This is a genomic window from Clostridium sp. E02, assembly GCF_003833015.1.
In the GTDB taxonomy this organism is placed as follows: domain Bacteria; phylum Bacillota; class Clostridia; order Lachnospirales; family Lachnospiraceae; genus Lacrimispora.
In genome coordinates, this window is the sequence record NZ_RJLQ01000024.1 from 1 (window position 1) to 15,221 (window position 15,221).

The 15,221-nt window shown below is 40.2% G+C and carries 9 protein-coding genes and 1 tRNA gene; 7 read left to right on the forward strand and 3 right to left on the reverse strand.

Translation table 11 applies throughout. From position 1 onward, the window contains the following. The first annotated feature begins 278 nt into the window (after positions 1 to 278). The 4 genes from ilvD to EFT72_RS16250 all read left to right on the forward strand — a co-directional run bounded on the left by ilvD (position 279) and on the right by EFT72_RS16250 (position 8,115). A complete protein-coding gene (ilvD, locus tag EFT72_RS16235) occupies positions 279 to 1,961 on the forward strand; it encodes a dihydroxy-acid dehydratase (RefSeq protein ID WP_124067969.1) in 1,683 nt (560 codons plus the stop codon). 11 nt (positions 1,962 to 1,972) lie between these two features. Continuing rightward, on the forward strand, positions 1,973 to 3,232 hold the full coding sequence (locus EFT72_RS16240; RefSeq protein ID WP_124067970.1) for an SLC13 family permease: 1,260 nt from the start codon (positions 1,973 to 1,975) through the stop codon (positions 3,230 to 3,232). 22 nt (positions 3,233 to 3,254) lie between these two features. Continuing rightward, the gene (locus EFT72_RS16245; RefSeq protein WP_124067971.1) at positions 3,255 to 4,151 is read left to right on the forward strand and encodes a dihydrodipicolinate synthase family protein; all 897 of its coding nucleotides are present in this window, start codon (positions 3,255 to 3,257) and stop codon (positions 4,149 to 4,151) included. 526 nt (positions 4,152 to 4,677) lie between these two features. Continuing rightward, complete coding sequence (locus EFT72_RS16250) at positions 4,678 to 8,115, forward strand: S8 family serine peptidase (RefSeq protein ID WP_124067972.1); 3,438 nt, start codon at positions 4,678 to 4,680, stop codon at positions 8,113 to 8,115. A gap of 93 nt (positions 8,116 to 8,208) precedes the next feature. On the opposite strand, the gene EFT72_RS16255 is transcribed toward EFT72_RS16250, so the two are convergent. Together EFT72_RS16255 and EFT72_RS16260 are read right to left on the reverse strand one after the other, a co-directional pair. Continuing rightward, a tRNA-Trp gene (locus tag EFT72_RS16255) sits at positions 8,209 to 8,279 on the reverse strand. A gap of 184 nt (positions 8,280 to 8,463) precedes the next feature. Further along, positions 8,464 to 10,134, reverse strand: coding sequence for a right-handed parallel beta-helix repeat-containing protein (locus EFT72_RS16260; protein WP_124067973.1), 1,671 nt, complete (start codon positions 10,132 to 10,134; stop codon positions 8,464 to 8,466). Between the two features lie 513 nt (positions 10,135 to 10,647). Here EFT72_RS16260 and EFT72_RS16265 point away from each other — a divergent pair. Both EFT72_RS16265 and EFT72_RS16270 read left to right on the forward strand, forming a co-directional pair. Then, positions 10,648 to 13,035 carry an ATP-dependent DNA helicase gene (locus EFT72_RS16265; protein WP_124067974.1) on the forward strand — a complete coding sequence of 796 codons (2,388 nt, stop codon included), beginning with the start codon at positions 10,648 to 10,650 and terminating at the stop codon, positions 13,033 to 13,035. Beyond that, positions 13,028 to 13,558, forward strand: coding sequence for a GNAT family protein (locus EFT72_RS16270; RefSeq protein WP_243110043.1), 531 nt, complete (start codon positions 13,028 to 13,030; stop codon positions 13,556 to 13,558). Before EFT72_RS16265 ends, EFT72_RS16270 begins: the two co-directional genes overlap by 8 nt. Before the next feature lie 53 nt (positions 13,559 to 13,611). On the opposite strand, the gene EFT72_RS16275 is transcribed toward EFT72_RS16270, so the two are convergent. Further along, the gene (locus EFT72_RS16275; protein WP_124067975.1) at positions 13,612 to 14,487 is read right to left on the reverse strand and encodes a LysR family transcriptional regulator; all 876 of its coding nucleotides are present in this window, start codon (positions 14,485 to 14,487) and stop codon (positions 13,612 to 13,614) included. 140 nt (positions 14,488 to 14,627) lie between these two features. On the opposite strand from EFT72_RS16275, the gene EFT72_RS16280 reads away from it, so the two are divergent. Then, a complete protein-coding gene (locus tag EFT72_RS16280) occupies positions 14,628 to 15,221 on the forward strand; it encodes a sigma-70 domain-containing protein (RefSeq protein ID WP_124067976.1) in 594 nt (197 codons plus the stop codon).

Here is a 15,221-nt window from a genome sequence, read left to right on the forward strand (position 1 = left end):
GTTAGTAATACCTTTCTGATTGTGTCCACCTCATTTCTAAGTCATGAGGTTCTATTATAATATATGAACTACTAATTGGGACATAATCATTTGTGATACACTAGGACATTATCATAAATGAATCATAAAAATAGAGGGGATTTACCATCATTTATTGACAAATGTATTTGAGAATGTTAATCTAAAAATCAAGATACGTAAATACATACAAAGTACGTAAATACGTACCAAGGAAAGGGTAAGGGAAAGTCATTCAATTAAAAGGAGAAGAAGTTAAAATGGAAAGAAGCAAAAAAATATTATGTGGTCTTCAGAATCAGTATTACCGGGCAACCTATAAATCAATGGGATTTACCACTGGCGATTTAAAACGCCCTATGATTGGGATCGCCAATGCCTGGAGTGAATGCGTACCAGGGCATTATAACCTTCGTCAGGTTGCTCAGCGAGTGAAAGATGGAATTTATCGGGCAGGGGGAACACCGGTTGAATTTGGTGTGATCGGCGGATGCGACGGCATGGGGCAGGGACATGATGGAATGCACTATATCCTTCCTTCTAGAGAAATTATTGCTAATTCGGTGGAATCCATGGCTCAGATCAATTTGTTTGATGGATTGATCCTTCTTGGTTCTTGTGACAAGATTGTACCAGGTATGTTAATGGCAGCAGCTAGGCTTGATATTCCTTGTATCTTACTTCCGGGGGGACCTATGGATGGAGGAATTGAGTTTGACGGACGCAAGTCAGACCAGACCTCTAGTACGGAAGCATACGGGATGCTTTCCGCCAATAAAATTACAGAAAAAGAATATACATCGTTGGAAGATTTAGCCTGTCCAACTTGTGGATCCTGCTCTTATCTAGGGACGGCCAATACCATGTGTTCATTATCCGAAGCATTGGGAATGACGCTTCCGGATGGAGGAATCATCCCGGCAGCAAGTGCGGCTCGTCTTGCCATCGCAGAGGAAACCGGTATAAAAATCATGGAGCTGGTAGAAAAAAATATTACAGCACGTCAGATTATAACAGAAGAAAGTGTTAGAAATGCCATTAAAGTCTGTTTAGCCATGAGTGGCAGCACCAATGCTGTCATGCACCTAACTGCTATCGCTCATGAAGCGGAACTGAACTTACAAGTACTGGAGGAATTTGATCAGTTGTCAAATATAACCCCTCAATTAGCAAAAATCAATCCGGCATCCGAATATAATATGATTGATTTTTACCGGGCTGGTGGAGTTTCAAAGCTTCTGGAAGAGATGCAGGAGTTGATATCTACCGATGAGATGACGGTAACCGCTCGCACGGTAAAGGAAAATATAGAAGCTCATGTGTATCAATATCCAGAGAACCCGAACGTAGTAAAAACCGTGGAACAGCCGTTTGGTTATCAGGGGGGAGTAGCGGTGCTGCGTGGAAATCTGGCTCCAGATTCTGGAATTACAAAGCCGGGAGCATTCGATGAAAGTCTTCATCATTTTGTAGGAGAAGCTATTTGCTTTGATTCTGAAGAAGAAGCGGAAGAGGCTATTCTAAATGGGGACATCCGAGATGGACATGTTGTGGTTATCCGCTATGAGGGACCAAAGGGAGGTCCTGGAATGAGAGAGATGTATAAGGCCATGAAATATCTGTATGGAAGAGGATTATCAAAAACAACGGCTCTGATTACAGATGGTCGGTTCAGTGGAACCAATAACGGATGTTTTGTGGGACACATTTCCCCAGAGGCGGCAGAAGGAGGTGCCATTGCCATTGTTAAAAATGGGGATAAAATTGAAATAGATATTGAAAAGAGAAGCCTTAACTTATTGGTTGGAGAAGAAGAAATCAAGGAGCGTTTAGAAGGCTGGAAACGTCCAGAACCTAAATTTAAGCGTGGATACTTAGGGCTATATTGTAAGATTGCGGCATCCGGTTCAGAAGGTGCAATCTTAAAGTATGACAATCTGTAGGAGGGGCTTAAATGGAAATATCTGCGATTGGAGCAATTTTGGCTCTCTTAATAGCAATGATTCTGATTTTAAAGAAAGTAGAACCGACATATGCCATGATCTTTGGAGCAATCATTGGAGGACTCATTGGTGGCGGCGGTCTTATCGAGACCGTTCAATATATGATTTCAGGAGTACAGGGGATCGTGTCCGCCATTGTACGGATTGTGACAGCTGGTGTTCTGGCTGGAGTTTTGATCGAAACCGGTGCAGCTGCAAGGATTGCGGAGACGATTATTCGTAAAATGGGAAAAAAACGTGCCTTGCTTGCGATGATGCTTGCCACTTGGTGTTTGACAGCAGTAGGGGTATTTGGAGACGTGGCTCTTATCACAGTTGCACCGATCGCCATACAGCTTGCCCAGCGTTCTGGGTATAAGAAATTAGGAGTATTGATGGCACTGGTGGGTGGAGTCAAGGCGGGGAACGTAATGAGTCCCAATCCCAATGCGATTGCAGCTTCGGAAGCATTTGGTGTTCCCCTTACCTCGACTATGATGGCGGGCATGGTTCCAGCTGCCGCTGCCTTACTAGCCACAGCTCTGATTTCTCGTGCACTGATACATAAGGGGTCTGATTTTGGACCATTAGAAGAAACTATATCGGAAAAGGATCTTCCCAGTTTGTTCGGTGCGATTGCTGGACCAATGGTCACCATCGTGTTATTGCTATTACGGCCATTGTTTGGGATTACGATTGATCCTCTGATTGCACTTCCCATAGGAGGTTTGACTGGAATTCTTGTAATGAAAAAAGGAAAGCATACCTGTTTTTATCTTTCTTCCGGACTGAAAAAAATGAATGGTGTCACCATGCTTTTAATTGGGACAGGAACGCTTGCGGGGATAATCACCAATTCCAGTTTAAAGGATGTCATCATTGGGTGCATTGAACAATCAGGACTTCCGGGATTTTTACTGGCTCCGATTTCTGGTATGTTAATGGGAGCGGCCACCGCTTCTTCAACAGCAGGTACTACATTGGGAAGTCAGATATTTGGGCCTACGGTTATGATGAGCGGAATTTCAGCCATTGCTGCGGCTGTGATGACCCATACTGGGAGTTTTGTATTTGATGGACTACCGCATGGTTCTTTCTTTCACGTAAGTGCAGGTGCATTAAATATGGAAATCCGTGAGCGGCTGAAGTTAATCGGTTATGAAATATTAAATGGAATTGCCATGGTAATAACGGCGGTATTGGTCTATGGTGTATTACGGATCGTCGGTTAATAAATAAGAGAGGAAACATGAGATGTATAAAATAATAACTCCGGTTATCACAGTTTTTGATGCGATGGAAAAGCCCGATTATGAGGCAAATAAGAAAGTAATAGATTTTCTCGTGAAAGGCGGTGTAGACGGGATTTTAGTACTGGGATCGACAGGCGAGTTCACTGGTTTGACCAAACAGGAAAAATCTGATTTTTTCCGGTTCTATGCAGAATATACGGCTGGACGTGTTGAATTATATGCCGGTACTGGAGGCATGAATTTTGCTGAGACAGTGGAAATGTCAAATGAAGTTTATTCCATGGGGTATCATGCTTCCATGGTGATTGGTCCTTATTACTATGGATTGGATCAGGAGAAACTTTTTATCTTTTATGATACTCTGGCAAAGTCAGTAAAGGGAGATATGTACATATATAATTTTCCTGCCAGAACTGGACACTCCATTTTACCGGGGACGGTGAAACGGCTGTTGGATTCCAATCAGAATATCATCGGATTAAAGGACTCTGTGACAGAACCTAATCATACCAATTTAATTTGCCTGGAAGCGGAAGGACATCCATTTCAAGCATATTCCGGGTTTGACGACCAGTTTTTATATAATATATCTTCAAACGGCAATGGATGTATTGGAGGATTGTCCAACCTTGTGCCGGAAATCTGGAGTGACCTGGTTCGGGCAGCGAATGAAAAAGACATGGATCGTTCCTTAAAACTGTCCAATTTAATTCATCGACTGATGCCTCTGTATGATATGGATTCTAACTTTTCTTTGCTGTTTAAACGACTAATGCAGCATAGAGGAGTAGAAATTTCATCAAAGTCAATCTTTCCTTTTAATCAGATAAAAGAAGATATTTATAAAAAAGCAGAAGGATTGTTGGATCAGGAATTGAAACGGTATCATAGTTTGTAAGTTTGTATAATGAAATGAATAGAATCGCTCTGTAAAAGACCGTATGGTTTTTTACAGGGCGATTTTGCTATTATTTTTGCGGATATAGTGATGGGATATTGATCACTAGAAGTTATAAATCATAGGAAGAAGGCTCTAATAAATGAATGCTATCCTTAATAATAAGAGTAATTATATTTATAATCTAAGATAAATACGAAATGAGAAATAAAAAGAATGTAATAAGAATATACTTATATTATATATTATAATAATAAATTAAAAATTCAATACATAGATGACATTCGAGTAAATATGAGAAACAAAAGACAATTGCCCTGCAAAGAGAAAGGGGGAATACGGAATAAAGAGCAAGTCTTTTTTAAAATAATGAGGCTAGGGGGGATGATCCGATGAGTTTATGCCGGAATTATAGTATTCCGTCATGTTTCTGGGGTTGAAGAAATTATTATTTTTAACCCATGTGATTTTTACATTCTGGTATGCAGCATTATTTACAGACCAGTACAAAGAAAGGAAATAAAATATGAATAAGAGAAAATTAGAAAAATTACTTCTTTCTGTCTTATTGCTCATTGTTATGAGTTTTATCACAGGAGCTACGGCTTTTGCGGAGAATAACCAACAGATTCCATTTTCTACCGCTAAGAAAGAGCAGCAGACGGAATCTAGAAATAAGATAGAGTCTAACTTTATTGATACCCTTTCAGATGGGGAATATGCAGAAGCAATCATTTATTTAAAAAGTCAGGTAGACAGTATGAAGGTTGCTAACGAGGCTGAAAGTAAGCTGAGCAAAGCAATCACGCCATATAAGTCGAAAGTGGAAGTTAGAAAAGAGGTAATTGAAGCATTAAAGGATAATGCAGAGGATACCCAACGAAATCTGATACAATATCTGAATCAGGAGGAAGATAAGGGAAGTATAGAGGAGTATAAACCTTATTATATTATTAATGCCGTCTATGTAAAAGCAACAAAAGATGTCATTGAAACGATTTCTCATATGGATGAAGTAGAAAAGATATATGAGAATAAAATCGTTAAATTAGAAAAACCTTTCGTTACATCGGAAGAAATTGAGGCGAATAAAGCTGGAGTAGAATGGAACATCGAGAGAATCAAAGCAAATGAAGTATGGGATCTCGGTGTAGATGGAACCGGCGTGGTTGTAGGTATCATTGATACGGGAGCAACCTGGAATCATCCGGCATTGCAGAAAAAATGGAGAGGATATAACCCAAACAATCCGGGGAACCCAAATCCCTCAGGGAACTGGTTTGACCCGATAAACGGGAGCACCCTGCCAGTTGATGAGCCAAGCATTCCTCACGGAACCCATGTAACAGGCACTATTTTGGGACAAGAACCGGATGGGAAAAATAAAATAGGTGCTGCACCGGGAGCAACCTGGATAGCAGCAAAAGCATTTACGCCTGATGGAGGTTCCGATAATAATATATTATCTGCAGCAGAGTGGATGCTTGCACCTGGGGGAGATCCGGCAGCGGCGCCGGATATTATAAATAATTCATGGGGCGGAGGACCTGGACTCGATGAGTGGTTCCGTCCTATGGTAACCTCATGGAAAGCTGCCGGAATCATCCCGGTATTTTCATCAGGCAATCAGAGGGAAGGTGCGGCCCCCCGGTCCTCTGTTAGTTCCCCAGCCAATTATCCGGAAAGTTTTGCCGTAGGAGCAACGGATAAGATGAATAAAAGAGGCGATTTTTCAAGAAGGGGACCAGGACCCTATAAAAATGTGAAACCGGATGTTTCGGCTCCCGGAGTAAACATTCGATCTTCTGTACCTGGTGGGTATGAAAGTGGTTGGAATGGAACGAGTATGTCCGCTCCTGCTGTTACAGGTGCCATGGCATTAATCTTATCTGCAAACCATTCCTTATCAGTCGATAAGGTAGAGGCATTGTTAGTGGAGACTGCTGTTCCAATGGAAGATTCCGATGATATAGGGTATCCCAATAATGGCTATGGCTATGGTCTTATTGATGTGTTTGGAGCTGTATCCAAAATAACAGGCGGTACCGGCACCATAGAAGGTCAGGTATTAAAGAAAGAAATAAATTCACAAGATTCGGTTCTTCCGGATGAACAGGGAGCAGCGGTGATGTCAGGTATACCTGTTTATGCGGTGGTAACTGTACTGGAAACAGGAAAAAGTGTAAGGACAAATCCAGCAGATGGCAAATTCAAATTAAAACATGTTGCAAATGAAGGAGATACCACATGGACACTGAGGACTGAGGCCTATGGCTTTCATTCTATTGAAACAAAGGTTCATCTAGAGGAAGGCAAGACCATCAATGAGAATCTGGTAATGGAAGAAAAAGCCAAAGGAACCATTACAGGAACGATTGTGGACAGGTATTCAAAAGCACCCGTAGCCCATGCTACAGTAAGAGTAAAAGAAGATTCCAAGATACCAGCGGTAACTGCCGATGAAAACGGAGTTTTTGTCATACCAAATGTATATGAGGGAGATTACACCCTAAAGGTAATAGCGGAGGATTTTGTGTCTGGAGAAGAACGTGTTACGGTAGAAGGAAATAAATCGACAGATATTCAGGTTCATTTAACGAGGTTCGTAGGTTATGAAGAAGAGATTGTTTATGATGACGGAACTGGTGAAAATGCACTTGTAATGAATTCTGCAGGCGGAGGTCTAGCTATAAGGGTAACGCCTGCTCAATTCGGAAAGGTAAAAGGAGCCAATCTCTTTTTCTGGGGAACGGATTGGCCGGTTCCTGGTGGAAATACAATCGGCATTACCCTATATGATACCGATGGAAATGGAAAACCGGTGAAGCTAAATACCGAGCCAAAGATTGTTCATGTGGAAAGAGGACAATGGAATAATATTGACTTATCCGAATTTGGATTTTCAACGGACCGGGATTTTTATATTGCGACTAGTCAGACAGAGGCCGGAACTTCTTCCCCCGGACTTGGTATCGATGAATCTAGTACCTATGCCGACAGATCCTACTTGTATTCAGGAGAAAAATTTATTCCTTTAAAAGAGAAAGATACCCAAGGCGGATTAATGATAAGAGCAAGAATGGAGTATTCTGCCGATCTGCCAGAAATCACCAATCTGAAAGCAATAAATTACACCAATAAGGATTCTGTTTTAATTCAAGGAAAAGTAAATGCAGAAGGTAAGATCTTTCTTTATTCAAACGGTGCTAAAGTGGGGGAAACAGTTACGTTGAATCATACCTTTGATATGGAAATTCCATTGACTGAGGAAAAGAGTGTGATTACGGCTGTTGCAGTGGTAAATGAAAAGGAAACGGAACTATCAACTGGAAAAACCATAATCAAAGATAAAACTGCACCAGAATTAACCATTACTCAACCTTCAGATGGATTGACAATAAAGGATAGAGTGGTAGATATCAAAGGGATTGCTTCTGATGCTAATTTTGACCGATTGGAAATGAACGCAGAATCTGTGGAGGTTGTGGATGGAGCCTTCCATGTGGAAGAAATTGTAAAAGAAGGAGAAAATACCTTCCAAATAATAGCCTATGATCTGGCGGGTAATAAAACAGAGAAGACAGTCGTTGTAAATGTGAAACAAAAAGCACCGGTTATCACAGATCTGACTCCAAGCGAAAATGTTACACTAACAGCAGGGGAAACACTGACAGTAAGCTTTAGAAGCGAATCAGGTGGAGATGGAGCGTTTCGAGTTGTTTTGCCAAATGTATTCCAGACTAGGTCGAATACCATGACCGAAATGAAAGAAGTAGAAAAAGGCTATTATGTAGGTACGTGGACGGCACCAGAGTTTGTTATAAGCGGACTTACCGTTGAAGTAGAATTTACTGATAATGCAGGGAATAAAATAGAAACTGCAGCAAAAGGAAAAATTCAGATAAAAGCAGAACAGGGGACTACGGATTTAAAATTGTCTGATAAAAATGGCCCGAAACGTTAGCGCATTGTATCTGAAATTAGAAAGAATATATCAATAAAACAAAACAGCCAGAATTCTTTGTATATACAAAAATTCTGGCTGTTTATCATATAGCAGGGGAAGAGGGGCTCGAACCCCCATTTACGGTTTTGGAGACCGTTGCTCTACCATTGAACTATTCCCCTATAACATGTTATTTTGTACCCTTACTCGAGCACCTAAAAAGTATAGCATAGAAGGTTTTAAATTGCAACAGTTATTTGAAAAAATTAAATAATTAATTTTGAAGACAGAAGAAAAGGCTGGAAACCAGTAAATTCAATCGGTTACAGCCTTTTTATCTGCGTTACAGCAGCGGAAACCTCAGCTTTATTTATCGGATATATCTGATGTATAGCTTTTGATTTTAGACATCAGTGCCGAATTTAAAGCATAAGACGTATCATCAGAAGCATCGTCAAATTTCCAGGTAAAGTCTCCATGATTCATACGTCCGGCCCTTGTTGTAACAATTTGTTCCACTCCGTTTGCAGTATCAATATCAGATTGGCTGACACCGATATCTACACTGGTATCAAAGTTGTTATAAACAGTATGTCCAGATATTGTTTGGTAAGAACCTGGGACGGTTTCATTTCTCGAGGAAGCGAAATAAGCATCAAAGGAGGCTGCATCCGCATTTGCTGTTCCGTCATTAGAGTTTGCATAGATCAGGCTTGAGGCATTTTCTATAACATTGTTATAGGCTTTGATCATACCACCATTTTCACCGGAAAACGTACCATCACCCAAAGCATCTGTACCCTGTAAGGAACTCATCATAGGATTCTTACAATGCCTGAAATAGTTTGCTTCTACAAATGCAGAACTGCCTTTTGTTACACCAACCCCATATTTTGCATTTCCGTCAAAAAAGTTATTGTAAATATGAACGGAGGCTGCTCGGATTCTCGGATGACGGGAATCGGAATGATCGAACCAGTTATGGTGGTAAGTTACAAAAAACTCCTCCGTATCTTTCATGCCGCAAAGAGAGCATTTTCCAGAATCCCAGAAATGATTGTACGACAATGTCACATAAGTGGATGCGCCCTTAACGTCAATGGATCCATCTCCTTTTGCCTGATCGGCATCGGAACCTGCAGTTCCGTAAAAGATATCATTGTTATGTACCCATACATTGCAGTTGGCTGTATCAAGTGAAATTCCATCGTCAGGGTACAGCATTATGCCTAAGTTTCTGATTTCCACGTTACCGCAATTTCTGACTAATATGCCCCATCCATAAGCCGTTGCATCTTCACCAATACCTTCTAAAGTTATATTCATTTGTGTGTAGGAGGATTTTCCTTTTACCTGAAGATATCCTTTGCTGTTTAGCTCACCAACCATGTTACTGTCCGTAACTTTTCCGATAAAACGGACAGCGAGTGGGGTTGTGTCATATCCTTTTTGACGTAACTTTAAAATTTCACCAATACCGGTACCTGTTTGTTTTTTCCCTGATTTGCTTACGGTAACATCAAGAGTTATGGTTTTTGCTGTTTCAGAAGTCACATAGATCACTTTTGCTTCATCTTTTAGTGTTCCGCTTTCTTTGTATGCACCAGATCCGGATTTATATTTTGAATCACTGGAAAAAGCAAATCCGGTTCTGTCATTTGAATTTACGTTGAGGGTACCGGAAACAGCACTTTTCTTTGAACCATCGGGCATGACTGATTCCGCTTTCATGATATATTGGCCATCTGCAAGACCTACTGCATCTGCTCGCCAATAAGAGGAATACTTCCTTATTAATTCCTTATCAATTTGTAAATAAGCAGTATCGTCTGCACCTGCGTGCTTTACATATACATTGTAGGAAATGGCATTATTGACTGGACTCCATTCAATATAAGCACTTTCATACCATCCTCCGCTCTCTGTCAGCGATATACCTGCAGCAAAAGCAGACAATGCGTAATTCTCTGATGCCAAAGTGAGTACCAGAGAAAAAAACAATAGCTTTTTGATCATTGTTTTCCATTTTTCTTTCATTTTCCTTCTCCCCCCAAATTTTCAAAATTGTTTTTACATAATAGTAAGTCAATCAATGGATCGTAAAACTGCCTGTGTCTTCAGCATAGATCTTCTTTCGAAAAATTACAACACAAGTGCCAAAATTATACACATTGAGTGCCAAAATTAGCACTTATACACTAAAAACAGACGGGACTATCGTAACTGGAAATGGAAAGAAAATAAAAAAACAATTTTGCTGTTAATTCACGTCTTTTTATGGTAAAATAACTCTAATAAGGACAACGGTTCTGACTGTATGGATATATAGCAGCATAAATGAAACAAGTAAAAAAGGGAATTGTACGCCGAATGGTCTGCAGTTTCCTATTTTTTATCTCATAGATAATTACGTCCTATGAGATAAAAAACCTTCCTGGAAGGATGCGAATGCCGCTTAAGAGGAAGATGTCACTAAAGTGACAGCGCGTAAGACTCTTCCTTTCTTAATGGCTGAGAAAGAATAGAATATTGAAAGGAGAAAATGCTGGAATGGAAGTGGAAGAGAAAAAAATTCTAAAAATGTCAGTCAGGAATTTGGTTGAATTTGTACTTCGTTCCGGTGATCTGGATAATCGCAGAACCTCGGGAGCCGAGAAAACCGCCATGCAGGAAGGAAGCCGGATTCACAGAAAAATCCAACGACGCATGGGGGCGGATTATAAGGCGGAAGTCATACTAAAACATATCGTAGAAGAAGATCAGTTTAAAATTTTAATAGAAGGAAGAGCGGATGGCGTCATTGATATACCAGAGGGATTGACCATAGATGAGATTAAGGGGATCTATATGGATTTGGATTATTTAACAGAGCCAATCCCTGTTCACTTAGCCCAGGCAATGTGCTATGGATACTTTTATTGTTATGATCATCATCTAAATGGCGCAGTGATACAGATGACTTACTGCAACATAGAGACGGAAGAGATCCGCCGCTTTCAAGTGGAGAAAACATTTGAAGAATTGGAACTCTGGTTTCAAGGGTTGGTTCATGAGTATGTCAAATGGGCCAGGTACCTATATAACCATGGAATTCGAAGAGATGAATCAATTTGTGATCTGGAGTTTCCCTATCCATACCGAGATGGTCAAAAAGACTTGGCGGTAGCTGTCTTCCGAAGTATGAAAAGAAAGCGGAATCTTTTCATTCAGGCACCAACTGGGATTGGAAAAACCCTGTCCACTCTATATCCATCGATTAAAGCGATGGGGAAGGGACTGGGAGATAAGCTGTTTTATTTGACAGCAAAAACCATAACCAGAGGTGTGGCAGAAGAATCCTTTGATATTCTACGGGAAAAGGGACTTTATTTTAATACCGTTACCATAACCGCAAAAGAAAAACTTTGCTTTTTGGATACTCCGGAATGCAATCCAGATGCTTGTCTCTATGCAAAGGGACATTTTGACCGAGTCGGGGATGCTGTTTATGAGATCATTCATAAAGAAGCTGGGATCACCAGAGATGTTATTTTAACGTATGCAAAGGCGTTTCAAGTTTGCCCTTTTGAATTATGTCTGGATATTAGCAACTGGGTGGATGGGGTGATCTGTGATTATAATTATGTGTTTGATCCAAACATCCGCTTAAAAAGATATTTTTCTGAGGGGATATCTGGGGATTATTTATTTCTGGTGGACGAAGCCCATAATCTAGTATCCAGGGGCAGAGAGATGTACAGTGCGCTTGTTTATAAAGAGGACTTTCTTCTTATGAAAAAGTTGTTAAAATCAGTGGATGGAAAAATTGTAAAATTGTTAGACCGCTGCAATAAAGAGCTTCTTCGGATGAAACGAGAATGCGAGGATTACTGTTTATTGGAAGATGTTCGTTTCTTAATAACGAGTATTATGTCTTTAGTAGGAGAATTAGATCGTTTTTTAGAGGTTAATCGAAACTTTGCAGACAGAGATCTGATTCTATTATTTTATTTTGCTTTAAGAAATCTGGTGTATACTTATGAACGTTTGGATGAGAATTACAGAATTTATACGGAAAATCTAAGCGATGGTCGTTTTATGCTACGACTGTTTTGTGTGAATCCAGCGAATAATTTAAAGGAATGTTTAAACAAAGGAAACAGTACTGTGTTTTTCTCTGCCACCTTGCTTCCGGTCTCTTACTATAAAGAATTGTTGAGTGGAGATTTAGATGAATATGCGGTCTATGCGCCCTCTCCCTTTGAACAGAAAAAAAGGCTGTTAGTCGTGGCATCTGATGTTAGCAGTCGTTACACCAGAAGAAACCAGCGTGAATATGAAAAGGTCGTTTCGTATCTGATAAAGATTGTTTCAGGTCGCAAAGGAAACTATATGGTATTTCTTCCTTCTTATCATTATTTAAAAGAAGTAGAATCCATTCTTTCTGTCAAACAAGAAGTGAAAGAAACATTTGCCTATCGTTCTCAAAACACACATATGAATGAGCAAGAAAGAGAAGCGTTTCTGAAGGAGTTTTCGGATCAACGGGAAGACTCGTTTGTAGCCCTTTGTGTAATGGGAGGCGTATTTTCAGAGGGTATTGATCTAAAAGAAGGCCGGCTGATCGGAGCCGTGATTGTAGGAACTGGACTTCCTATGGTCTGTACCGAACAGGTGATATTAAAAGATTATTTTGATGAAAAAGAGCAAAAGGGATTTGACTATGCTTATCAGTATCCAGGGATGAATAAGGTCATGCAGGCAGCAGGCAGAGTGATCCGGACGGATAAGGATGAGGGAATCATAGCATTGCTTGATGAGCGTTTTTTAAAACTGGACTATCAGGCTCTCTTTCCAAGAGAATGGGATGGGTTTTATGAAGTTAAATTAAATACGGTGGAGAAAGTATTAGAAGATTTTTGGGAAAACCGGAAGAGGGAAGGAGAAAAAAATGATTGAAAAATTACGGATTCGTCCTTATAAGAAAAAGGATGGACAGTCTGTAATCCAGTGGCTTTATGAGGAACGGATGCTTCGCATGTGGTGCAGGGAACATTTTTCCTATCCTCTTACTGTGGATCAGTTAGACCGCTATTACGAAGAGATGGAACAAGATCCAAATACATTGGGATTTTCTGCACTCGACGAGGCAGGAATGGTTGTTGGAAGCTTTCGTATGTCACGGATCAACTACGAGAAGGATAGTGTGCACCTAGGATTTATTGTAGTTGATGGTACAAAAAGAGGACAGGGGATTGGAGAACGTATGGTATCCAAGGCTGTTTCCTATGCGGTAGAGTCCCTTTCAATGAGCCGGATTACACTAAATGTATTTGAACCTAATTTAAGAGCAAAACGCTGCTATGAGAAAGTTGGATTTGAACCGGAACAATATACGAAAGAGGACTATCAATTTAAAGATGAAATCTGGGGGAATTATCAGATGGTATATCATGCTCATGGAGAACAAGCTAGAGTCTGACAAGTCAGACTCTAGCGTTATCACGTTAGTGACATCTTCCTCTTAAGAGATGGTTAAAGCATGTCCATAAACTGTCTGGAAGCCTGGGAAATGGGAATGTTCTCATTATAAGCAACAATCATCTGTCTGGTAGGCAGGCTTTCTGTGAGTTTTACCTGGAAGAGATCTTTGTCCTTTTCTGGAATACAAAAATCAGGAACAAATGCGATGCCAAGGCCGATTCGTGCCAGGTCAATTAATAGGTCGTTGCTGCTTAGTTCAATTTCAGGGACCAGATCCAATTGTTCCTTCTGGAACATATGATGTAGAAATTCACTGGTGGTGCTTTTTCGATCCAACATTAAGATTGGATAAGTCTGAAGCTTTGGCAGGCTGACTGTTTTCCCTTCTAAAGGAAAGTATTCCTGATTGGCAACGAACACATCGGAGAACTCATTGATAACACGGACTTTTTGAGAGCTTAAAAGTCCTGAATTTGGATAATTGGTTATAATAAAATCCACCTGTCCATTTTCTAATAAGTGTGCACATTGGATGGATGTCTGATTGGTGACTTTAATATGAACATTGGGGTAGGCCTTGTGAAACTGATTGAGATAAGGAACCAGGTAATACCGGCAGATTGTATCGCTGGCACCGATACGGAGCTGACCGCCGTTTAGGGTATTTGCCTCTAGTAATTGGTTTTCCCCTTTCTGGATTAGGTTAATCGCTGGTTCAATGTGCTTTAGGAGTATCTCCCCTTCCGGAGTAAGTTGGACTTTTTTTGTACTTCGGATAAAAAGCGTCTGATTTAATTTCTTTTCCAGTACTTTGATGGACTGGCTCACTGCCGACTGGGAAATAAAGAGTTGTTTGGAAGCCTCTGAAAAGCTCAAAGTAGCAGCCACATGATAAAATACTTTGTAAAGTTCGTAATTTACATCCATTATTAGTCCTCCTTATAAATATATGGATATATTATCACGAATAAGATAGATTTGTAAAGGAATTTGACAAATTTCCTGGTCTGCTGTATTGTAACGGACACAGGGAAAAAAGAACAACATAAAAGGAGTGGATCAAGAAAATGCATGATGATTTTTACCAAATGTATTTAAATGAAATGGAAGAGATTAAGCCTTGTTCAGGAGAAGAACAAAAAGATCTTATTCAGAAAATGAAAGATGGAAACGAAAGTGCAAAAAGTAGATTGGTTGAGGGAAATTTAAGGATTGCACTGGAGTATGCCAAGGAATATGATGGGAAGGGAGTTCTATTAACGGATTTGGTTCAGGAAGCAAATATGGCTCTTGTTATCGCGGTGGATGACTATATTGGTCTGGACGATATGATTGACTTTGACAGCTTCGTTCGTGATCACATTCGGAAAGCCTTAGATGATCTAATAGAGGAAGAAAAGTTTGCGGATCAAACAGAAGAAGAATTGGCAGCCAGGGTAAATGTTTTGCAAACCGTATCTCAGATGCTTGCAAAAGAGCTAGGGAGAGAGGCTACAATCGAGGAACTGGCTGCTAAGATGAAGATGAGCGTAGATGAAATAAAAGGCATTATGAAGATTGCGATTGATGCGATGAGTATGAATGCGGAAAACATGGATCTGGATGTTCTCTCTGAAGCAGAGGGAATCGAGATCATTGAAACTCAGGATGAAGAGGAATAG

Bases quoted from the DNA above. Each gene is read 5' to 3' on its own strand.
- EFT72_RS16250 (WP_124067972.1), top strand. From the start codon at position 4,678: ATGAATAAGAGAAAATTAGAAAAATTACTTCTTTCTGTCTTATTGCTC.
- EFT72_RS16260 (WP_124067973.1), bottom strand. From the start codon at position 10,134: ATGAAAGAAAAATGGAAAACAATGATCAAAAAGCTATTGTTTTTTTCT.
- EFT72_RS16270 (WP_243110043.1), top strand. From the start codon at position 13,028: ATGATTGAAAAATTACGGATTCGTCCTTATAAGAAAAAGGATGGACAG.
- EFT72_RS16280 (WP_124067976.1), top strand. From the start codon at position 14,628: ATGCATGATGATTTTTACCAAATGTATTTAAATGAAATGGAAGAGATT.
- EFT72_RS16265 (WP_124067974.1), top strand. From the start codon at position 10,648: ATGGAAGTGGAAGAGAAAAAAATTCTAAAAATGTCAGTCAGGAATTTG.
- EFT72_RS16245 (WP_124067971.1), top strand. From the start codon at position 3,255: ATGTATAAAATAATAACTCCGGTTATCACAGTTTTTGATGCGATGGAA.
- EFT72_RS16275 (WP_124067975.1), bottom strand. From the start codon at position 14,487: ATGGATGTAAATTACGAACTTTACAAAGTATTTTATCATGTGGCTGCT.
- ilvD (WP_124067969.1), top strand. From the start codon at position 279: ATGGAAAGAAGCAAAAAAATATTATGTGGTCTTCAGAATCAGTATTAC.
- EFT72_RS16240 (WP_124067970.1), top strand. From the start codon at position 1,973: ATGGAAATATCTGCGATTGGAGCAATTTTGGCTCTCTTAATAGCAATG.